Annotated in this window: 17 protein-coding genes; 9 read left to right on the forward strand and 8 right to left on the reverse strand. The window is 69.3% G+C overall.

Annotated features, from left to right (window positions below):
- Window positions 1-163: 163 nt before the first annotated feature.
- Entirely contained in the window at window positions 164-1,849 is a 1,686-nt protein-coding gene (locus tag LWW96_RS11330; protein WP_291487016.1) for a long-chain fatty acid--CoA ligase, read from the forward strand.
- 114 nt (window positions 1,850-1,963) lie between these two features.
- On the opposite strand, the gene LWW96_RS11335 is transcribed toward LWW96_RS11330, so the two are convergent.
- Window positions 1,964-2,338 carry a PilZ domain-containing protein gene (locus LWW96_RS11335; RefSeq protein WP_291487018.1) on the reverse strand — a complete coding sequence of 125 codons (375 nt, stop codon included), beginning with the start codon at window positions 2,336-2,338 and terminating at the stop codon, window positions 1,964-1,966.
- Between the two features lie 128 nt (window positions 2,339-2,466).
- On the opposite strand from LWW96_RS11335, the gene LWW96_RS11340 reads away from it, so the two are divergent.
- The 6 genes from LWW96_RS11340 to LWW96_RS11365 all read left to right on the forward strand — a co-directional run bounded on the left by LWW96_RS11340 (window position 2,467) and on the right by LWW96_RS11365 (window position 10,813).
- A complete protein-coding gene (locus LWW96_RS11340; protein ID WP_291487020.1) occupies window positions 2,467-5,427 on the forward strand; it encodes an EAL domain-containing protein in 2,961 nt (986 codons plus the stop codon).
- A 273-nt stretch (window positions 5,428-5,700) separates the two neighbouring features.
- Window positions 5,701-6,192, forward strand: a complete 492-nt coding sequence (locus LWW96_RS11345; RefSeq protein ID WP_291487247.1) for a hypothetical protein — start codon at window positions 5,701-5,703, stop codon at window positions 6,190-6,192.
- Between the two features lie 45 nt (window positions 6,193-6,237).
- Complete coding sequence (locus tag LWW96_RS11350) at window positions 6,238-7,014, forward strand: 2OG-Fe dioxygenase family protein (protein ID WP_291487022.1); 777 nt, start codon at window positions 6,238-6,240, stop codon at window positions 7,012-7,014.
- Window positions 7,015-7,128: 114 nt separating this feature from the next.
- A complete protein-coding gene (locus LWW96_RS11355) occupies window positions 7,129-8,202 on the forward strand; it encodes a hypothetical protein (protein WP_291487024.1) in 1,074 nt (357 codons plus the stop codon).
- 152 nt (window positions 8,203-8,354) lie between these two features.
- Complete coding sequence (locus tag LWW96_RS11360; protein WP_291487027.1) at window positions 8,355-10,166, forward strand: Calx-beta domain-containing protein; 1,812 nt, start codon at window positions 8,355-8,357, stop codon at window positions 10,164-10,166.
- 209 nt (window positions 10,167-10,375) lie between these two features.
- Window positions 10,376-10,813 (forward strand): universal stress protein, encoded by a 438-nt coding sequence (locus LWW96_RS11365; RefSeq protein WP_291487029.1) that lies wholly within the window; start codon window positions 10,376-10,378, stop codon window positions 10,811-10,813.
- Between the two features lie 588 nt (window positions 10,814-11,401).
- On the opposite strand, the gene LWW96_RS11370 is transcribed toward LWW96_RS11365, so the two are convergent.
- The 4 genes from LWW96_RS11370 to LWW96_RS11385 all read right to left on the reverse strand — a co-directional run bounded on the left by LWW96_RS11370 (window position 11,402) and on the right by LWW96_RS11385 (window position 15,363).
- Entirely contained in the window at window positions 11,402-12,394 is a 993-nt protein-coding gene (locus tag LWW96_RS11370) for a tripartite tricarboxylate transporter substrate binding protein (protein ID WP_291487031.1), read from the reverse strand.
- A gap of 241 nt (window positions 12,395-12,635) precedes the next feature.
- The gene (gene bktB / locus LWW96_RS11375) at window positions 12,636-13,820 is read right to left on the reverse strand and encodes a beta-ketothiolase BktB (protein WP_291487033.1); all 1,185 of its coding nucleotides are present in this window, start codon (window positions 13,818-13,820) and stop codon (window positions 12,636-12,638) included.
- 236 nt (window positions 13,821-14,056) lie between these two features.
- Complete coding sequence (locus LWW96_RS11380; protein ID WP_291487035.1) at window positions 14,057-14,818, reverse strand: SDR family NAD(P)-dependent oxidoreductase; 762 nt, start codon at window positions 14,816-14,818, stop codon at window positions 14,057-14,059.
- 29 nt (window positions 14,819-14,847) lie between these two features.
- Window positions 14,848-15,363, reverse strand: a complete 516-nt coding sequence (locus LWW96_RS11385) for a MarR family transcriptional regulator (protein ID WP_291487037.1) — start codon at window positions 15,361-15,363, stop codon at window positions 14,848-14,850.
- A 73-nt stretch (window positions 15,364-15,436) separates the two neighbouring features.
- Here LWW96_RS11385 and LWW96_RS11390 point away from each other — a divergent pair, with 73 nt between their 5' ends.
- Window positions 15,437-16,336, forward strand: coding sequence for an EamA family transporter (locus LWW96_RS11390; RefSeq protein ID WP_291487039.1), 900 nt, complete (start codon window positions 15,437-15,439; stop codon window positions 16,334-16,336).
- 49 nt (window positions 16,337-16,385) lie between these two features.
- Here LWW96_RS11390 and LWW96_RS11395 read toward each other — a convergent pair whose 3' ends face one another.
- From LWW96_RS11395 to LWW96_RS11405, 3 genes are all read right to left on the reverse strand, one after another.
- Entirely contained in the window at window positions 16,386-17,522 is a 1,137-nt protein-coding gene (locus tag LWW96_RS11395) for a fibronectin type III domain-containing protein (protein WP_291487041.1), read from the reverse strand.
- 164 nt (window positions 17,523-17,686) lie between these two features.
- The gene (locus LWW96_RS11400; RefSeq protein ID WP_291487043.1) at window positions 17,687-18,346 is read right to left on the reverse strand and encodes an RluA family pseudouridine synthase; all 660 of its coding nucleotides are present in this window, start codon (window positions 18,344-18,346) and stop codon (window positions 17,687-17,689) included.
- On the reverse strand, window positions 18,343-20,544 hold the full coding sequence (locus tag LWW96_RS11405) for a PAS domain-containing sensor histidine kinase (RefSeq protein WP_291487045.1): 2,202 nt from the start codon (window positions 20,542-20,544) through the stop codon (window positions 18,343-18,345). Before LWW96_RS11405 ends, LWW96_RS11400 begins: the two co-directional genes overlap by 4 nt.
- A 260-nt stretch (window positions 20,545-20,804) precedes the next feature.
- Here LWW96_RS11405 and LWW96_RS11410 point away from each other — a divergent pair, with 260 nt between their 5' ends.
- Window positions 20,805-21,464 (forward strand): NAD(P)H-dependent oxidoreductase, encoded by a 660-nt coding sequence (locus LWW96_RS11410; protein ID WP_291487047.1) that lies wholly within the window; start codon window positions 20,805-20,807, stop codon window positions 21,462-21,464.
- Window positions 21,465-21,526 lie beyond the last annotated feature (62 nt).

Here is a 21,526-nt window from a genome sequence, read left to right on the forward strand (position 1 = left end):
CTAGGTGCGAGCGATACATCTTGTTAATGATGGGTGGCAAGCTGCCACGCGGCATGAGCGCGTGGCGTGCACCGTCACCTGTGCGACGGCGCATCGGGCCATCCCCCTTGCTAGCGTTCGGCGGGGCCTCTAGGCTGTCAGGCCAAAGGAGACTGTTTGCCCCATGCGCCCGCATTACAAGTTCTGGCCCCGCCGCCTGCCCAAGTCGATCACGCTGCCCTCCACCTCGCTATGGGACAACCTGGCCATCAGCGCCCGCCGCTACCCTGACAAGGCGGCGCTGGTGTTCTTTGGGCGCACGCTCAGCTACCGGCAGCTCATGGAAGGCGCGGAGCGCCTGGCCGCGCACCTGGCCCGCCTGGGCGTGCAGCGCGGCGACCGGGTGGTGCTGTGCATGCAGAACTGCCCGCAGCTGGTGATGGCGCACTTTGCCATCCTGCGCGCCAACGCCGTGGTGGTGCCGGTGAACCCGATGAACCGGGCGGAAGAGCTCAAGCACTACATCACCGACCCCGACACCAAGGTGGCGATCACCACCGGCGACCTGGCGCCGGAGCTGGCCAAGGCCAGCAACGCGCTGCCGGCCGGCGAGCGCTTGGCGCACCTGGTGGTCACGCAGTTCACGGATGCATACGACCCGGCTATCGAGGGCGCGGACGCTCCCCCCGAGGCCTGGCGCGACTGGCTGGGCACGCGCCATGCGCTGCCGGCGCTGGATGGCGGGCAGGTGCATCCCTGGACGGATGCGATCGCCTGCCCCGACGCGCCGCCGGAGCTGCTCGTGGGGCCGACCGACCTGGCGCTGCTGCCCTACACCAGCGGCACCACCGGCCTGCCCAAGGGCTGCATGCACCTGCACAAGAGCCTGCTGCACAACGCCGCCGCCGGCGCCCTGTGGGGCACGGCCTCGGTGGACACGGTCACACTGGCCGTGGTGCCCATGTTCCACATCACCGGCATGGTGAGCGTGATGCACACCTCCATCTACGCGGGGGCCACGCTGGTCATCATGCCCCGCTGGGACCGCGACCTGGCGGGGCGCCTCATTTCCCGCTGGCAGGTCACCAGCTGGACGAACATCCCCACCATGGTCATCGACCTGCTGGGCAGCCCCCACTTTGCGAGCTACGACCTCTCCAGCCTGGTCTACATCGGCGGCGGGGGCGCTGCCATGCCGCAGGCCGTGGCGCAACGGCTGCTGGACCAGTACGGCCTGCGCTACGCCGAGGGCTATGGGCTGACCGAGACGGCTGCGCCGTCGCACTCCAACCCGCCGGATCACCCCAAGCAGCAGTGCCTGGGCATCCCGTTCATGAGCACCGATGCCCGCGTGGTGGACCCCGAGACGCTGCAGGAAGTGCCGGTGGGCGAGCAGGGCGAAATCATCATCCACGGCCCCGAGGTGTTCGAGGGCTACTGGAAGCGGCCCGACGCCACGGAAGCCGCCTTTGTCGAGTTCGAGGGCAAGCGCTTCTTCCGCTCCGGCGACCTGGGGCGCATGGATGAGGACGGGTACTTCTTCCTCACCGACCGGCTCAAGCGCATGATCAACGCCAGCGGCTTCAAGGTGTGGCCGGCCGAGGTGGAGGCACTGATGTTCCGCCACCCGGCCATCCAGGAGGCCTGCATCATCTCCGCCAAGGACAGCTACCGTGGCGAGACGGTGAAGGCCGTGGTGGTGCTGCGGCCCACACACCAGGACACCACCGAGCAGCAGATCATCGACTGGTGCCGCGAGAACATGGCGGTGTACAAGGTACCCCGCATCGTGCAGTTCGTGAACGCGCTGCCCAAGAGCGGCAGCGGCAAGGTGATGTGGCGCACGCTGCAGGAGCAAGAGACGCACTAGTTCCGGGCGCGGCCTTCGGGCCGCGGCGCACCTCGGCAGGAGGCCTGTGCCGGCGCCCCGCCTGGAGCGCGCGCCGCTGCGGCGCGCGTCGTGGAGGCGCGCTGCGGGGGCCGTTCAGTGGGCGGGCGCGGCCACCCTCAGTTCGGCCAGGTCCCGCTCCAGCAGGGCGGGGTCGCCCAGCTGCAACTCAATCAGCCGGCGCAGGTGCGTCACGCTGTCCAGGTCGATGCTGCGGCACTGCAGGCCGGTGTGCAGGCCCTCGACATGGGCGACCTCCGCGGACATGGCAATGTGGTTGCCGTCCTCGGCCAGGGGTACGGTGAGCTGGCACAGCATGCCCGCCTTCAGCTGGGCCGTGGCGGGCGCCATGAGCAGGGCGCCCTTGAGCGAGAGGTCCAGCACCTGCACGCTGTAGGCCGCCGTCGCGGTGGTCAGCAGGGCCGGCGCTTCAAACCCAACCCGTACGTAATGGCGGCGCTCGTGCGGCATGGCGGTCTCCTGGTCTGCAGTGCGTGGCGGTGCCGCAGATGCTACCCCAAGCAGTGCAGTGGGAATTGGCTCCTGGGCTGTTTTGCAACATTTCGTTAACATGGCTCGCATTTCAATGGGATGACCTTGTGACCTCCGTTGCGGACGTGTGGGCGCGTCCTGTCTCTTGGCCGCGGGCCGTGGCGCTGTGGACGCTGCTGTGGGCGTGCGCCTGCGCCGCGGCGCTGGCCGCTCCGCGGGAGCTGCGGGTGGGGGTCTATTCCAATGAGCCCAAGGTGTTCGTGGATGCGCAGGGGCAGCCCTCGGGCCTCTTTGTAGACCTGCTGCAACTGGTGGCCGCGCGCGAGCAGTGGCGGCTGCGCTTTGTGCCTTGCGTCTGGCAGGAATGCCTGGACGCCCTGCGCGAGGGGCGGCTCGACCTGATGCCCGATGTGGCGCGCACCTCCGAACGCGAGGCGCTGTACAGCTTTCATGCGCTGCCCGTGCTGCAGAGCTGGTCGCAGGTGTACCGGGCGCGCGGGCGGGCGATCCAGTCGCTGTTCGACCTGCAGGACAAGCGGGTGGCGGTGCTCAGGGGCTCCGTGCAGCGCGCCACGTTCCAAAGCATGATGGAAGGTTTCGGCATCCGGGTCACGCTGGTGGATGCGGCCAGCCTGCTGGAGGCCTTCGAACTGGCGCAGAGCGGCGGTGCGGACGCAGTGATCGCCAACCACCTGTTCGGCAATTTCCATGCGGCGCAGTTCGGCTTGGCGGACTCGGGCATCGTGTTCCAGCCCGCGGCCTTGTACTTTGCCACCGGCGCCGGGCGCAACCCCGAGGTGCTCCAGGCCATCGACCGCGCCGTGCAGGCCTGGCGCAGCGGCGAGGACCCGCAGTACGCCGAGGTCCTGCGCCGCTGGGGCGGGCCCGAGCCGCGGCTGCAGGTCTCTCCCGCGGTCTGGTGGGCCTTGGCGGGGCTGGGCGCTTTCGCGCTGCTGGCGGCGGGGGCCGCGCTGGTGTTGCGGCGCCAGGTGCGCGAGCGCACGCAGCACCTGCAAGCCAGCGAGCAGAAGCTGGCCACCATCCTGGACAGTGTCGGGGCCTTCATCTACATCAAGGGCCGGGACTGCCGCTACCAGTACGCAAACCGCCACATCGCCCAGCTGTTCGGCCGGCCGCCGGCCGAGGTGGTGGGACTGGATGACTACACGTTCTTCGACGCCGACACCGCAGCGCAACTGCAGCGCAACGACCGCCGGGTGCTGGACCAGGGCGAGCGGCTGGAGGTGGAGGAGGTCAACACCCACCTGAGCGATGGCGTGACGCGGGCCTACCTGTCGGTCAAGATCCCGCTGCGGCTGCCCGACGGCAGCATCCATGCGCTGTGCGGCATCTCCACGGACATTACCGAGCGGCGCAAGGCCGAGGAATCGCTGCGGATCGCCGCCTCGGTGTTCGAGTCGTTTGAAGGCATGGTGGTCACCGGCCCGGACCAGCGCATCCTCACAGCCAACCAGTCCTATGCGCAGCTCACCGGCTACAGCGTTGACGAGCTGGTGGGGCAGACGCCGCGGCTGCTGCAGTCGGGCCGCCACGACGCCGCGTTTTACCAAGCCATGCGACAGGCCCTGGTCAGCACCGGCGCGTGGCAGGGCGAGGTCTGGAACCGGCGCAAGAACGGCGAGGTGTACCCCGCGTGGATCACCGTCACGGCGGTGCGCGGCCCGCAGGGCGACATCACGCACTACGTGGGCACGCAGACCGACATCTCCCAGCGCAAGGCGGCCGAGGAAGAGATTCGCCAGCTGGCGTTCTACGACGCGCTCACCGGCCTGCCCAACCGCCGCCTCATGCTCGACCGCGTGCAGCATGGCCTGGACGCCGCCGCCCATTCCGGGGCGGGCGGCGCCCTGCTGTTTGTGGACCTGGACAACTTCAAGGACCTGAACGACACCCAGGGCCACGAGATCGGCGACCAGCTGCTGCGCCAGGTGGCGGCGCGCTTGGGGGGCTGCGTGCGCAGCGGGGACACCGTGGCACGGCTGGGGGGCGACGAATTCGTGCTACTGCTCGAAGGGTTAAGCCCGCACCCGCACCGGGCCGCGGCCGAGGCCGAAGCCGTGGGCCGGGCCGTGCTGCACGCGGTGGGGCAGGCCTATCTGCTCCAGGGGCACACATACCACAGCTCCTGCAGCATCGGGGTGGCCCTGTACGTCGACGCCGAAGGCTCGGTGGATGAACTGCTCAAGCGCGGCGACATGGCCATGTACCAGGCCAAGGCCGCGGGCCGCAACACGCTGCGCTTCTTCGACCTGCGCACCCAGGCCGCCGTGACCGCCCGCACCGCACTGGAGGCGGGCCTGCGCGAGGCCTTGCGCGACGGGCACTTCCTGCTGCATTACCAAGCGTTGATCAGCCAGTCCGACGGCGTGATCGGCGCCGAGGCGCTGGTGCGCTGGCAGCACCCGCAGCGCGGCCTGGTGCCGCCGGCCGAGTTCATCCCGGTGGCCGAGGCCTCGGGGCTCATCGTGCCGCTGGGCGAGTGGATTCTGCGCACTGCCTGCCTGCAGCTGGTGGAGTGGGCGCAAGACCCGCACACGGCGCACTGGACCCTGGCCGTGAACGTGAGCGCACGGCAGTTCCGCCATGCGCATTTCGTGGACGAGGTCCTCGGGCTGCTGCGGCAGACCGGCGCCAACCCGCAGCGCCTGAAGCTGGAGCTGACCGAAACCCTGCTGCTCGACGATGTGGAGGACACGATCCAGCGCATGACCCTCCTGCGGGCCGCAGGGCTGGGCTTCTCGCTGGATGACTTCGGCACGGGCTACTCGTCGCTGAGCTACCTCAAGCGCCTGCCGCTCGACCAGCTCAAGATCGACCAGAGCTTTGTGCGCGACCTGCTGACCGATCCCAACGACGCCAGCATCGCCCGCACCATCGTCAACCTGGCCCACAGCCTGGACCTGGGGGTGATCGCCGAAGGCGTGGAAACACGGGAGCAGCGCGACCTGCTTGCCAGCCTGGGCTGCCGCATGTGGCAAGGCTATCTTTTCGGCCGCCCGGGCCCGGCGCACGGGCTGCGCGAGGTAGCGCGCAGGGTCGGTGGATGATCCCTTGGTGAGGGTTGCTATAAAAATAATAGCTGCTCGCGCTTGCTGCAAAAGGCGTAGAGGCTGATTTCACTCAAAAACGGGTCGTCCGCGGAATCTGCGGCAGCGCTCGGTATTTGTTTACATTTTTTTGGCCCCGGGAAGTCGGCAGGGCCCCGGCGTTTGTTACAACCCTGGGACCTGCTTCCGGTGGCTTGCGCACTTCGCGCGCTGCAGGGGCGGGTGCAGGAGATGACCATGACAACGAACCTCACGAAACCCGCTTTTTCCATGATGCGCTCCTTTGGCTTCGCCGGCACGGTGGCCGCGCTGGCCCTGGCGGCTGCTGGCACGGCCCATGCGCAGGCCTACGTCAACGCCACCGTGGGAGGCGAGCTGGCCCCCGGTGTGTACGGCCGCATCGACATCGGCAACGCGCCGCCGCCGCCCCTGATCTACGCCGAGCCGGTCATCATCCACCGCCCGGCCGTGGCCGTGCCGCGGTCACCGATCTACATGTACGTGCCGCCGGGGCACGCCAAGAACTGGGGCAAGCACTGCGCCCGCTACAACGCATGCAACCAGCCGGTGTACTTTCTGCAAGAGCCTCCGCCACGCCGCGGGCCACCGGCCGCAGGGCCCGGCTACCGCGCTGACGACCAGCGCAAAGGCCCCAAGCACGACCGCGGCGACGACTGGGGTGACGACCGCGGGCGGGGCCATGGAAACGGCAAGGGCCACGGCAACGGGAACGGCCACGGCAAGGGACACGGCCCGCGCGACTGAGGCCGGGGGCCGCCAGGGCGGCGCCGGAGGTTAAGCTTGCGGGCTATGGCCCAAGTCACCTTCTCTCCGCCCTTCACCACGCCGCCCGAAGTGGTCACCCAACTGCGCCAGGCCGGCTTTGCCGCGCTGGCGCCCGCCGACGTCGCCCGCTGGGTGGGCTGCGATCTCGCGGCCCTGACAGCGCTCAACAGCGACTGGGCGACCCTGCCGCCCGACGATTTCCTGCGGGACGGCGGGCGCTACCGCCGCCGCCGCCATGCCTGTTTCGTGGTGCAGGACGGGCGCATCGAGCAGGCGCCCCACCGCGCCCACTGGCAGCCGGTGGAATACAACGCCCTGCATGGCGGCATGGAGCGCTGGTTCGCGCCCATGGAGCCGGCCACCGTGGCGCGCCCGGTCTGGGGGCAACTGCTGTCGGCCCTGGCGGCGGTGTCGGACGCGGTGTTTGCGCCGGCGCCAGCCCACGAGCGCTGGTTCATGGAGGCGCACCAGTTCCGCATCGACACCACGGACGGCATCGGCCGGCCCACCCCCGAAGGCGCCCACCGCGACGGCGTTGACCTGGTGGCCGTGTTCCTGGTCGGGCGCGAAGGCGTCAAGGGCGGTGAAACGCGCGTCTTCGAGGCCACCGGCCCCAGCGGCCAGCGCTTCACGCTCACCGAGCCGTGGTCGCTGATGCTGCTGGACGACGCGCGCATGATCCACGAGTCCACACCCATCCAGCCGCTGACCGAGGGCGGGCACCGCGACACGCTGGTCGTGACCTGCCGGCGCGGCGGGTTCCAGGGGGACGACAGGGCGGTGGAAAAGCCCTTGTCTTGAACCAAAACGACCTGACGCGCCACAGCCACGCGGCGGCAGCGGGCGCGTTGCGGGGGCGGGGAGCGGTGCCTAGAATCCGCCCCCGTCGAGCCACTCACGGAGCCACTGCCGTCTATGAGAATTCCCGCCACCGCCCACGCACGCCAGCGGCAATGGCAGTCGCTGGCCCTGCTGTGCCGCCTGGGCCTGGGGATTGCGCCCATTGCGGCGGACGTATCGGCCCTGCTGCGCGGTCTGGTCGGGGCCGACGCCACGGCGCTGTTCTGGCTCGATGAGCAGGGGCGTCCGGCCGGCTTCCACCATGACGACTCGCCGCCGGCGGTCAAGAACCTGTTCCTCAACGAATTCGAGCGCCTGTTCGTGGGCGAGCGGGAACTGAACATCGTCGCGCTCGCGCAGCGCCAGGGGCCGCGCGTCGGCCGGATGATGGCCCCCGGTGCCGACCACTTCCGCTCCAACACCTACAACCTGCTGATCCGTCCCAACGGGCACCACCACACGCTGGACATGCGGGTGGAGGTGCCCGGGCCCGGCGGCCCCGTCACGCGTGCCGTGGTGGCACTGTTCCGCGCACCCGGCACAGGTTTTGGCGCCGCCGAGGCCGAGCTGCTGGAGCGCGCAGGGCGGGTGCTGGCCCTGGCGTTTGTGCCGGCTGGGCAGGGCGCTGCGGGCGGCATGCGCAGCAGCGGGACTTCAGGCCATGTGCTGGTGGACGCGGCCAACCTCAAGCCCTTGTCTGCCGATGCCGCCGCTGTGCAATTGCTGCAGGAGGCGCACATCCCCGGTCTGGGCCTGTACGGTGCCAACGCCACGGCGCTGCCGCCGGACCTGTTCCGCCACCTGGGCATGCAGCCAGGGCAGAGCAAGCACTTGCCGGTACCCAAGGGCGTGTTGCATGTGCATACGCACCCCCTGCGCCACTGCAATGCCCGCGACGCGGGCCACTGGCTGCTCACGTTGCAGCTGCGCCATCCGTGCCAGATCGACATGATGCGACGTGTGCTGGCGCTCCCCTTGACCCCCATGCAGCGCGAAATCGCCGCCCTGGCGGGCCTGGGCCATCCCCGTTCCGATTGCGCCCGCCACACCGGCGTGGGCGCTGCCGCGCTGAAGAAGCACTTGAACGCCATCCTGGACGTGGTGGGGGCCAGCGACTGGGACAGCCTGGCCCAGGCTCTGAGAACGTAAACACATTCTGAGCCCGCGGCGGCAGCACTCCGGCAGAGAAGGCAGGCCGGAGGCCGCGCACCTTCCCCCTGGTGGATGGCGCCTCGCGCCGGTGCTTTTCAGAATGGGCGCAGCCCCTCATCCCGAGGAACTCACCCACTGGAACACCCCGCATGAAACCCTGGAATCCCGCCGTTGCGGCTGCCGTGCTGGCCCTGGCGGCCGTGCTGCCCGCCCGGGCCGACGTCGTCTACAAATACGGCTCCGAAGTCTTCAACCGCGTCACCAACTACACCCCGCCGTGCGGCGGCGGCACCTGCCTCAATCTGGTGCCGGGTGCGCGCGTGCAGGGCCTCATCACCACGGCCGACCCGCTGCCCGCCAACCTGCCGGTCACCTTCCCAGCCCAGTCGCTGGCGAAGAGCTGGACCTTTGTCAACGGCACCACCACCATCAGCAGCACCGACAGCGGCGCGCGGGTGATGGAGTTCAGGCTGCAGACCGACCAGGCCGGCACGCCGGTCGACGCGCAAATCACCGTGGGCCGCTGGATTGACGACCAGCCCGCAGGCCACGCCGTGGGCGACTGGCTGAACGTCATCCGCGCCAACGTCGTGTACCACGGCGATGCCATCAACAACACCGTGCTCAATGCGCGCTGCACCAGCGTGGGTGCGGGCGATGTCTGCCTGACCTACCAGTACCTGGCCGATTCCGTGTCCGAGGCAGCCTACCGCACGGGCACGCTGCTGATGGACGGCGTACCGTTGGTATCCGTCAGCAGCCCCACCGTGGCCGAGGGTGACGCGGGCACTACCGCCATGGTGTTTAACGTCACGCTGTCCCGCGCGCCCGACACCGCAGCCAGCCTGAGCTGGTACACCCAGCCCGGCACGCAGAACTACCGCGCGGAGCCGCCGCTGGACTACACGGCCACCGGCGGCACGCTCACCTGGGCCGCGGGCGACGGTTCGCCGCGCACCATCACCGTGCTGGTCAACGGTGACACCACGCCCGAGCCCGACGAAACCCTGCAAGTGCTGCTGCACAACCTGGTCGGACTGGGCGGCGCCGTCACCACAGGCACGGGCACCATCACCAATGATGACGGGCCGGTGCCCCCGCCCAGCGTCAGCATCGGCAGCGCCACGGTGGCCGAAGGGAACGCCGGCGTGCGCAACGTGGACCTGGCGGTCACCTTGTCCCATTCGCCTGCCACCACCGTGTCGCTGCGCTGGCAGACCGATGACGGCACCGCCACCGCCGCCGGCGGCGACTACGTACCCGCCAGCGGCACCCTCACGTGGGAGCGAGTGAGCCCGTTGACCCAGACCATCACCGTCCAGGTACGGGGAGACACCCTTGCGGAGCCCGATGAAACCTTTGTGGTGCGCCTGCTGAACCTGGTCGGCATGAGCGGCGGTGATCGCACGGTGGGCCAGATCACGATCCAGAATGACGACGGCGCGCCGCCGCCGGCGGCTCCCACCATTTCCATCTCCAGCGCCAGCAGCCCCGAGGGCGATGGCGGCAGTGCGGGGGCCGAGCTGGTCTCCAAGGCACAGGGCGCGCGGACCATGGTGTTCACCGTCCACCTGTCGGCCGTGCCCACGGCGCCCGTCAGCGTGACCTGGGGCACGCAAAACGGCAGCGCCATGGCACCCCGGGACTACGTGGGCGGGACCGGCACCTTGAATTGGGCGGCAGGCGATGGCACGCCCAAGAACATCACCATCCCGCTGATCGGCAACACCACGCCCGAGCCCGACAAGACCTTCCGCGTGCTGCTGAGCAACCCCACGGGTGCCACCCTGGCGGCCGATGGGGCCGAGGCCACGGGAACCATCGTGGATGACGATACAGTGGTGCCGCCGGCTGGGCACCCGGTGCCCGCTACGTCCGGGGCCGCTCTGGCGGTGCTGGCATGGCTGGCAGCGCTGCTGGGTGCGCGCAGGCTGGTGCGCCGCGAAGGGGGGCAGCGCTAGCGGAGCATGGACGCTGCGAACATGTGCCCGCGCGGGCGCCTGCGGGTAGCGGCGCCTTGCGTTGTGGCGACCTCCAGGAGATCGTCAACTGACTCTTTCGCAAACTTGACCGGGACATTGATGCGAATCAAGATGCCGGGCAGGGCAGAGGGCCACACTGGAGTCCAGGGCCACAAGCCTTTTCAACACTCAACGCAAGGAGAAGCTCCATGTTCAAGCACATTCTGGTTCCAGTCGACGGGTCCAAGACCTCCATGCTGGCCGTGTCCAAGGCAGCCGGCCTGGCCAAGGCCTTCGGCAGCGCCGTGACGGCTGTCTACGTGGTGGATCCCTACCCCTTCACCGGCGTGGGCGCTGATTTCGCCTACGGGCAGGCGCAGTACATCAACGCCGCCACGGCCGAAGCCAATACCGCCCTGGACGCCACGCGCAAGGCCATGGCCGAGGCGGGCGTGGAAGTCACCACCGTGATGGGCGAAGGCCACGCAGTGCACGACGGCATCTTGCGCGCACTGGAGAGCACGGGCGCCGACCTGATCGTCATGGGCTCGCACGGTCGCCGCGGGCTGGAAAAGCTGGTGCTGGGCAGCGTCACGCAGCGCGTCCTGGGCGTGGTGCATGTCCCGGTGCTGGTCGTGCGCGATTGAGGGAGAGGTCTCCCCCTGAGTCGCCTTCGGCGCCTTCCCCCTCTCTCGCATTGCTGCGCAATGCGGGAGGGGGACGCCCCCAGCGCGGCGGGGCGGCCCTTGCGCGGGGGCTCTGGCCTTGGCGCAGCGCCAGGTTCCAAGGCCATGGGAAGCTAGCCTGTGCGGGGTTGGAAGAGATAAAGCAAACGGCTCCCGAGGGAGCCGTTTTTAATTGCGGTGGATGCGGACTGCGCACCTTTGGGAACCCCTGGCCGTTAAACAGGCACGCCCCAAGGCCAGGGCACCCGTGGAACTGGCTCCGCCAGACCACCGGGTGCGTCCCCCTGTAGGGGGAAGGCGCGAAGCGCCACAGGGGGTTGCTCAATCCACCCGTGGAACTGGCTCCGCCAGGCCACCGGGTGCGTCCCCCTTCAGGGGGAAGGCGCAAAGCGCCACAGGGGGCAGACCCGTGGATCCGGTTGCGCAGCAACATCAACCCACTGCCTCCGGATCAGGCACGCCCCAAGGCCAGGGCACCCGTGGAACTGGCTCCGCCAGGCCACCGGGTGCGTCCCCCTTCAGGGGGAAGGCGCGAAGCGCCACAGGGGGTCACTCAATTTTTGCGCCCGACGATTCCACAATGCCCTTCCACTTGGCGTAGTCGGTCTTGAGCAGGGCGCCAAACTGTGCGGCGGACATGGCCTCGGGCTCCGCGCCCTGGGCGTGGATGGCTGCTTTCATGTCGGCCGTGGCCAGCAGCTTGTTGATTTCGGCGTTGACCGTGTTCACCACGGCAGCCGGGGTGCCTGCGGGCGCGAACACGCCGTACCAGGTGCTCACGTCGAAACCCTTGAAGCCGGCTTCGGCCACCGTGGGCACCTCGGGCAGCGAGGAACTGCGCTTGGCGGACGTGACGGCCAGCGGGCGCAGCTTGCCCGACTTGATCTGGCCCATGGCTGAGGGCAGGGAGGACACCAGCAGGTCCACGTTGCCCGCCAGGGCGTCCATCAGCGCGGGGTTGGAGCCCTTGTACGGGATGTGGCTGAGCTTGATGCCGGCGGCCTGCTCGAACAAGTGGCCGGCCAGGTGGATGGAAGTGCCGTTGCCGGGCGAGCCGTAGGTGATGGTGCCCGGCGATGCCTTGGCGGCGGTGACCACGTCGGCCAGTGTCTTGTACTTGGTGTTGCTGGCGCTGGTGGCGATCACCACGGGCGTGTAGGCCACATGGGCGACGGCCGTCAGGTCCTTGGTCGGGTCCCAGGTCAGGTTCTTGTACAGCCAGGGGCCGATGACCAGGTTGTCCTTCTGGCCCATGACCAGGTCGTAGCCGGTGGGGGCGGCCTTCACGGCTTCGCCGATGCCGATGGTGCCGCCCGCGCCGGCGCGGTTGTCGGCCACCACGGTCCACTTGGCGCTTTCGGTCAGCTTGGTGGCCACCAGACGCGAGAGGATGTCGGTGCCGCCGCCGGGCGGAAACGGCACGATCAGGCGGATGGGTTTGCTGGGATAGGCGCCTGCGGCGGCCGGTGCGGGCGTCTGGGCCTGGGCGGCGCTGCCCAGGGCGAAGGCCAGCGCGGTGAAGGAAAACAGCGTGCGAATCATGGTGAAAGAGGTCTCCGTGGGTTCAATGGGTGCGGGGCAGGGCGCGCGCGGGAATCCGGTGGGGTTCCCTGCGCAGGCTGCGGGCCGGTTGCCGGTGGGGTCGGCGGATTCTCGCAGCGCCTGCGGCGCCGGCTGGTCTTTGCCAGCCGGTGGGGATGATCGCTGATGCGGCGCAGCGCATGCCGTGCCAAAAGCGGGCGGCAGCATCGCGGCTGGCGATGGCATGCCGCGCCGACTTACTTCACAGGCGTTCAAAGATGGCGGCAATGCCCTGGCCGCCGCCGATGCACATGGTCACCAGCGCGTAGCGGCCCTGCACGCGCTGCAGCTCGTACAGCGCCTTCACGGTGATGAGCGCGCCCGTGGCGCCGATCGGGTGGCCGAGCGAAATGCCCGAGCCGTTGGGGTTGACCTTGGCCGGGTCCAGGCCCAGGTCCTTCGTCACGGCGCAGGCTTGGGCGGCAAAGGCCTCGTTGGCCTCGATCACGTCGAGGTCGTTGATGGTGAGGCCGGCTTTCTTCAGCGCCAGCTGCGTGGCGGGCACGGGGCCGATGCCCATGTACTTGGGGTCCACGCCGGCGTGGGCGTAGGCCACCAGGCGCGCCAGCGGCTTGGCGCCGCGCGCCTTGGCGGCACCGGCTTCCATCAGCACCACGGCGGCGGCAGCGTCGTTGATGCCCGAGGCATTGCCCGCCGTCACGGTGCCGTTTTCCTTCACGAACACGGGCTTGAGCTTGGCCAGGTCCTCCAGCGTGGCGCCGGGGCGGAAGTGCTCGTCCGTGGCGTACTGCACGTCACCCTTCTTGCTCTTCAAGGTGACGGGCACGATCTGGTCCTTGAACAGGCCCGCCTGCGTGGCGCGCTCGGCGCGGTTGTGGCTTTCCACGGCCAGCTTGTCCTGGTCCTCGCGCGTGATGCCCCACTTGGCGGCGATGTTTTCGGCCGTCACGCCCATGTGGATGGTGTGGAAGGGGTCGTGCAGCGCGCCGATCATCATGTCCACCATCTTGGTGTCGCCCATGCGGGCGCCCCAGCGCATGTTCAGGCTGGCGAACGGTGCGCGGCTCATCACCTCGGCGCCGCCGCCGATGGCAATGTCGGTGTCGCCCAGCAGGATCGACTGGCTGGCGCTCACGATGGCCTGCAGGCCCGAGCCGCACAGGCGGTTCACGTTGAAGGCGGGCGTGCCCTCGGCGCAGCCGCCGTTGATCGCTGCCACCCGCGAGAGGTACATGTCCTTGGGCTCGGTGTTCACCACGTGGCCGAACACCACATGGCCCACATCCTTGCCCTCCACGCTGGCGCGGGCCAGCGATTCCTTGACGACCAGCGCGCCCAGTTCGGTGGGGGGCACGTCCTTCAGGCTGCCGCCAAAGGTGCCAATGGCGGTGCGCACGGCGCTGACAACGACGACTTCACGGGTCATGGGGAAACTCCTTGCTGGATGAAAATTTAATGAAAAATGGCTCTGGCGCTTGTCCATCAAGCGCTGGCAGCTATGAATATGTGAGCAATTGGCCTCGGGCTGTTGGCTTGCTTTGTGTTGTGCCGCCAGCCTGTGGCTGGGGCGCTGCCAACGCCAGCGCCACCGTGGAACCGGCTCTGCCGGGCCACCGGTGGCGTCCCCCTCCGGGGGAAGACGCGCAGCGGCTCAGGGGGGCTTCATGCCTCCCGGACATCGGCGACGGGGTTGGTGCCGAAGTCCGCGCGCTCCAGCCAGGCCAGCACGCGGGTGGCGGCGTCCTGGGGCGAGGTGAGCTGGCCGCCCGTTTTGAGGTTGGCAAAGTTCTGGCGGTCCGGGAAGGCCGCGGGGTCGGCGCCGCGCAGCTGCACCTGCATGTCGGTGTCGATGACGCCCGGGGCCAGCGAGCAGACCTTGGCGCCGTGGGGCTTGAGCGCCTCGTCCAGCGCCACGCAGCGCGTGAAATGGTCCATGCCTGCCTTGGCCGCGCAGTACGCGGCCTGCGAGGCCATGGCGCGGCGGCCCAGGCCGGACGAAATGTTGAGCACCTTGCGTGGCACCGTCCAGCCGTCGGTCGCGCCCAGGAAGGCGGCCGTGAGCTGCATCGGGGCCTCCAGGCCCACGCGCAGGGCGTTGGCCAGATCGTCCGCATCGCTGTGCGACAGCGGGGCGATGCGCGGAATCACGCCGGCGTTGTTGATGAGCGTGGCGCTGGCAAAGGCCTGCGGGCCCTGGGCCGTGAGCCAGGCCTGCAGCTTGTGCGCAACCGGCTCGCCTTGCGACAGGTCGTGCTGCCACTGCTCCAGCGTGACGCCGGCAGCCTTGGCTTCCATGGCCAGGTCGGGGTTGGCGCTGCGCGCAATGCAGACCAGCGTGTTGCCGCTCTTGAGCAATTGCTGGGCCATGGCCAGGCCCATGCCGCGGGAAGCGCCGGTCAGGAGGTACAGGTGGTTTTGGGGCATCCTCCCATGGTACTGCGCCCGCGGGGTGGTCAGGGTTGCGGGGGCGACTCCAGCGCCGCCAGCAGCCGCGCCAGCTGCGCGTCCAGGGCGGCGAGTTCGGCCGCCTTCAGCGGCGCCAGGATGCGGTGCTCGTTGGCCACATGGGCCTCGACCGCGCGGTCGATCAGCGCCAGCCCGTCGCCGGTGAGCTGCACCAGCGAGCTGCGCGCATCGGCCGGGTTCGGCACGCGGGTGATCCAGCCCTGGGCCTCCAGCTTGCCCATGCGGTGGGTCATGGTGCCCGAGGTGACCATGAGGGTGGAGAACAGGGCGGTCGGCGCCAGGCAGTACGGCGCGCCCGCACGGCGCAGCGTGGCGAGCACGTCGAACTCCCAGAAGCTCAGTCCGAACTCGGCAAAGGTCGCGTCCAGCTGGCGCTGCAGCAGGGCCGCGCAGCGCTTGATGCGGCCGATGGGGCCCATGGGGCTCACGTCCAGGTCGGGGCGTTCGCGGTGCCATTGCGCCAGGATGGCGTCCACGGCGTCAGGCGGGCGTTGGGTGGCCATGAAAGCGGGGTGGATTTGTCTTGATTTCAAGATTGTATGGTAAGGTGTTTGTCTTGAATTCAAGATAAATACCATGGCGCATTCCCGTGCATCCCTGCCTTGGATCGACGTGCTGACCACGGCCCTGGGGCCGATGATCTGGGGCTCCACCTACATCGTCACCACCGAGCTGCTGCCGCCGGACCGGCCTTTCACCGCCGCGCTGCTGCGCACGCTGCCGGCGGGCCTGCTGCTGGTGCTGTGGTGCCGCCGCTGGCCCGCGTGGGGCGACGGGGTGGCGTGGCGGCGCCTGCTGGTGCTGGCCGCGCTCAATATCGGCGTGTTCCAGGCACTGCTGTTCGTGGCGGCCTACCGGCTGCCCGGCGGCGTGGCTGCCGTGGTGGGGGCCGTCGGGCCGCTGGTGGTGATGGGCCTGGCCTGGGCGCTGGACCACCGCCGCCCGCCTGCCGTGGCGCTGGGGGCGGGCGCGATGGGCGTGCTGGGCATGGCGGCGCTGCTGTTGTCGCCGGGTGCGCGGTGGGACATGGTGGGCGTGGCCGCCGCGCTGGCGGGCACGCTGTGCATGGCGGCCGGCACGTTCTGGTCGCGCCGCTGGCAGTCCGACCTGCCGGTGCTGGCCTTCACGGGCTGGCAACTGCTGGCGGGCGGCGCCATGCTGGCGCCCCTGGCGTGGGGCATGGACCCGCCGCTGCCCGCGCTCACGGCCCACAACGTGGCGGGCTACCTGTACCTGAGCCTGGTGGGCGCGCTGCTGTCCTATGGCCTGTGGTTCCGCGGTGTGGCCCGCCTGCCTTCGGTGGCGGTGTCGTCGCTGCTGCTGCTCAGCCCCGTCACGGCAGTGGTTCTGGGCTGGGCGCTGCTGGGCCAGGCCCTGCGGGGGCTGTCGCTGGTGGGCATGGTGGTGGTGCTTGCCAGCATCCTGGCGGTGCAGTGGGCCATGTCGCGGCCTGCGCTGTCGGCAGGAAAGCTATGAATTTGATAGCTGCTGACGCTTTGTGGATAAGCGCTAGCGGCCGATTTCGTTAAAACTCCTGCGTCCGTTCTGCGGAACGGGTTTCCCGGCGGCGCCGCCGCAGATTGTGCCCAGCGGCCGCGGCCGCGAGCATTGCGGCCAGCGAGGCCAGCCCCGCAGGGCTCAGGGATGGCACCGCCGCGGGGCCTGCAGCCGGGACGAGCCGGGGCTGCGCGGTGGCGGTGGCGGCAGGGCCCGCGCCCGAGTCATTGATCGCGCTGACGCTGAGGGTGTAGGTCACGCCGTTGGTCAGGCCTGTGATGACGCAGGTGGCCGTCTGGCCGGCGGTGGGCAGCGCGGGCGTGGGTGTGCAACTGCCGGCGGGGACGTTGCCCGGGCCGGCGGCCGTCACGCTGTAGCTGCTGATGGCGCTGCTCCCGGTGTCGGCGGGCGGGGTGAAGCCCACGCTCACGGAGCCGTCGCCAGGAGTCGCGGTGATGCTGGCCGGCGGGTCGGGAAGATCAAGGTTTTGGAACTTGACGTAGTCGACCACGTAGTCGGAATTCACGTTGGGATCGTTGGACTGATCGCCGAAGAGAACCATGGCGCTGGCCGTGGTGCTGGGCACAAAGGACCGGCTGAGCAAGGGCGTGGCCGCCCCCGATGCGATGTCGGCGTAGTCCGCGTCGATGTACAGGCTGAGCTGGCCGTTGAGGTAGCGCAGGGCGTATTCGTGGAAAGCGCCATCCAGGTTGTTGAAGGGCACCGTGCCGCCGGTGTCATCGCCCCACCCGACAGCGGCTGGGTCCAGATACAGCATGGTGCTGCGATTGACCGTGCTTCCCATGGGCGGGGAAAAGGCGTCCGTCACACTGAACATCAGACCGGCGTCGAGGGTATTGTGAGGCGCGATGGACAGGGCCTTCAGGCGGACCGACGTGATGAAGTTCGCGGTGCTCACGCCGTACCTGTACAGGTTCTGCCCGCTGGTCGAGCCCGCGTTGGCCGTGGTGAAACGCGTGGTGCCGGCATCCACGCCATTGATTCCGTCCCCCACGGTTTCGGTGTGCGGCGATTGCTGCGTCTGCTGCCAGCCTTGCGCCACAGGTTCGGTGTTGCCGTCGTACAGCAAGGTGGGCGGCGATGCCCAGGCGCCCGACGCAAGGAGCGGGCCGATCAGCAAGGCGGGAAGGCGGCGTTTCAGCATGGCGTGGCGTGGGGTGAAAAATGTCAATGGCAAAAAATTGTGAACCGCGATTATCTGGCACGCAGTGTCTTTTCCACCATGAGGGCCTGCGCACGGCGGGCGGGCACCCTCCGCCCGTGGGCTGAGAGGCGGCGAGCGATTTCGCAGGAATGCCCGACAGCTGCCTAAAAATCTGCGGGGGCCGCGAAGGCGCATGGCCCGCCGTGCGCAGGGTGCATGAACCGCAGCTCGGCCGCGTGCAGCAGCAGCCGGGGGGCCAGCGCCTGCGTGCTGGCGTCGGCGTAGAGCCTGTCGCCCAGGATGGGGTGCCCGATGGCCGCCAGGTGCACGCGCAGCTGGTGGGTGCGGCCCGTGATGGGTTCCAGCTCCACGCGCGTGGTCTGGGCCGCAGTGTCGTGTGCCAGTGCGCGCCAGCGGGTCCGGCTGGGCTTGCCCTGCACGGGGTCGATGACGCGCAGCGGCCGGCGTTCCCAGTCGGCAGCGATGGGCAGGTCGATCTCGTGCCAGGCGCCGTCTGCGCTCAGGAGCCCGCGGACCACGGCGTGGTACCGCTTGTGCACCTGGCGCTCGGCAAAGGCGTGGCTCAGGCGGCGTTGCGCTTCGATGTGGCGCGCCATCAGCACCAGGCCGGACGTGGCCTGGTCCAGCCGGTGCACGATCAGCGCCCTGGGCCAGCGCTGCTGCGCCCGGGCGCTCAGGCAGTCCTGCTTGTCGGGGCCGCGGCCCGGCACGCACAGCAGGCCTGCAGGCTTGCACAGCACCAGCAGGTCGGCGTCTTCGTACAGGGCATCCACGCCAGCGGCCTGCGGCGGGTGTGCGGTCATGAAGCGTCGTGGTCGGCAATCAGCCGCTGCACCGTGGCACACAGCTCTTCCACATCGTTGGGCTTGTGGATCAGTGCGCGGGCGCCTTCGGCCAGGGCGGCCTGCTCGATCTCGGCGGTGACGTAGCCCGAGGCCAGCGCCACGGGCAGGTCGGGGCGGATCAGGCGCGCCTCGCGCACCAGGTCCACGCCGCAAAAGCCGGGCATGTTGTAGTCCGTGACGAGCAGGTCGTAGGCCTGCGGCGCGGCGCGCAGTGCGGCGGTGGCCTCGTGCGGGTCGGTGAACCCGCTGACCTCGTACCCCCGGCGCCGCAGCAGGCGCTGCACCAGGAAGACCAGGGCCTGGTCGTCGTCCACATACATCACATGGCGCTTTGTGCCCGACGCACTCGGCGGTGCCGCGGCGGCGGGCGGTGTGTCTGGCAGGGCAGCGGCCACGGCGGGGGCGGCGCTGGGGGCGTGGGTGGGGACGGGGGCGGCGCTGGGAGCCACAGGAAAGTACAGCGTGAAGCGGCTGCCCTGGCCGGGGGCGCTTTGCACGTCCACGCCGCCATCGTGCGTGCGCATCACGCCGTGCACCACGGCCAGGCCCAGGCCCGTGCCCTGGCCCACGGGCTTGGTGGTGAAGAAGGGTTCGAAGATGCGCTCCTGCGTGGCGGCGTCCATGCCGGGGCCGGTGTCGCGCACGGACAGCGCCACATAGTCCACAGGGGCCAGCCCCAGGCGTTCGGAGAGCCGCTGGTCCGGCTGCACCGTGGCGGCCTCCACATGGATGCTGCCCCGCTCCGCGCCGATGGCATGCACGGCGTTCGTGCACAGGTTCAGCAGCGCCTGCTCGACCTGCGTGGCGTCGGCCAGCACGGGCGGCAGGCCGGCCTGCAGCTGCATGTGCAGCTCGATGGCGGGCGGCAGCGTCACGCGCAGCAGGCGCTCCGTGTCGTGCACCACCTCGGCCAGCGCAACGGCGGTGCGTTGCGGGGGCTCGTTGCGGCTGAAAGTGAGGATCTGGCGGACCAGGTCGCGGGCGCGGCGGCCCGCCTTGTCGATTTCCTGCAGGCTTTCGAGCACCGGCGAGCCCGGCGGGCAGTCGGCCTTGGCCAGTTCCACGTTGCCCAGGATGGCGCCCAGGATGTTGTTGAAGTCGTGCGCGATGCCGCCGGCCATGGTGCCCACGGCCTGCATCTTGTGCGACTCGCGCAGCTGCGCCTCCAGTTCGCTGCGGTGGGCCTCGGCCTTCTTGCGGCCGGTGAGGTCGCGGGCGAACACCGTGGTGGTTTCGCCCTCGGCATGGCGCTCGAACGACACGCTGACCTCCACCGCCAGCTCCTTGCCGCTGGCCGTGAGGGCGGTCATCTCGCCCAGCATGGCTTGCGTGGTGAGCTGGGCAAAGGCCAGGGCTTGCGCTGCGTCGGGCAGAAAGCGGTCCAGCGCGCTGCCCAGCGCATCGGCCGCGCTGCACTGGAACAGCGCGGCCGCGGTGGGGTTGAAGACGGTGATGCGCCGGTGCTGGTCCACGCAGATGATGGCGTCGAGCGCGGAGTTGATGACAGCCTCCAGCCGTTTCTCGCTGGCGCGGATCTGCTCGTTGCGCAACTGCAGGGTGACGGCGCTGTGCTGAAGCGCCTGCCGTTCGGCCAGCAGCGGGCCCTGGTCGATCACGGCGCACAGAAACTGCGGCAGCGGCGGGCCGCTGCTCTGGGGGGCCTCGATATGGGCGATGTGCAGGTCGCCCGTGATGCGGGTGGTGTCGCTGATCGAGAACACCACCTCCTTGGCCTCGCTGCGGCCCAGGTCCCGCGCCTGCGAGAACGCCTCCTGCACGCGGGCAGCGTCCTGCGGATGGACGAAGGGCATCAGCGCCGTGAGCGGGCGGTCGCGTTCCGTGGGCTGGAACGAGCGGTGCGCCATGGAGTTGGCCTGCACCACCATGTCGTGCTCGTCCACCACCATCAGCGCCAGGGGCACGCTGGCAAACAGGGCCTCGAACCGCTCGTAGGCGCTCTCCGCCACGGTCTGGCTGTAGCGCAGCACCTTGTTCTGGCTCTCCAGCTCCGCCTGGTAGGCCCGCAGCTCCGCCACCAGGTCTTCTGCAGCACCGGGCGCGCCCATGCGGGCCGGCAACGACGGCCCGGCGGGGGGCTCCTGCGGGGCCGGCTGGCGGCTCTGCGGGTCGAGAAACGAGAGATCGGGTTCACTCATGCGAGAGCAGGGCGGCGACGCGTGGGCTGCGCCTCGGGGCCAGAAAGCGAAGGGGCCAGTGTACGCGCCGCCTGCCGGCCCGTGCGGTGGGGTGGAGACTCCGCCGCCAAGGGCATGATTGTTGACCGTTTTGGAACAATCAGTTTCCACGGAAGGGCTTTTTGGCCGGTGGAAGGCTCCTTACATTTTCACCATCGTGCGGTGCTTCGCGGCCTGCGCGGTTCCTTCCACCCTTAGATTCATCCCACAGGACATTTGCCATGACCACTACCGCCCCTTCGGCCGCCCAGCCCCTGCTGAACAAATTGCAATGGCGCTACGCCACCAAGAAGATGAACCCCGCCAAGGCGGTGCCGCAAGACAAGGTGGACCGCATCCTGGAGGCCGCCCGCCTGGCGCCCACCTCCAGCGGCCTGCAGCCGTTTGAGATCATCGTGGTGACCGACCCTGCCGTGCGCGCGAAGATCCAGCCGATTGCCTGGAACCAGGCCCAGATCACCGACGGCTCGCACCTGCTGGTGTTTGCCGCGTGGGACAACTACACGCCCGAGCGCATCAACAAGATGTTCGACCTCACCAACGACCAGCGCGGCTTCAAGAACGAAGGCTGGGAAAACTACCGCCAGATGCTGCTGAACAGCTATCCCCAGCGCGATGCCGAGGTGAACTTCCAGCACGCGGCACGCCAGGCCTACATCGGCCTGAGCGCCGCATTGATCGCCGCCGCGTTCGAGGAAGTGGACAGCACGCCGATGGAAGGTTTTGACCCCAACGCGCTCGACGAGATCCTCGGCTTGCGCGCGCGCGGCCTGCGCAGCGTGGCCATCCTGCCGCTGGGCTACCGCGCCGACGAAGGCGACTGGCTGGTCAGCCTGAAGAAGGTGCGCCGCCCGCGCGAGGAGTTCGTGACCGAGGTCTGAGCGACCCAGCGGCACGCACCCCAGAAGAAAAAAGGCCAGGCGCTTGCGCCCGGCCTTTTTTG

Origin of the sequence: Acidovorax sp. (assembly GCF_021287135.1) — a bacterium.
Classification (GTDB): Bacteria; Pseudomonadota; Gammaproteobacteria; order Burkholderiales; family Burkholderiaceae_C; genus Acidovorax.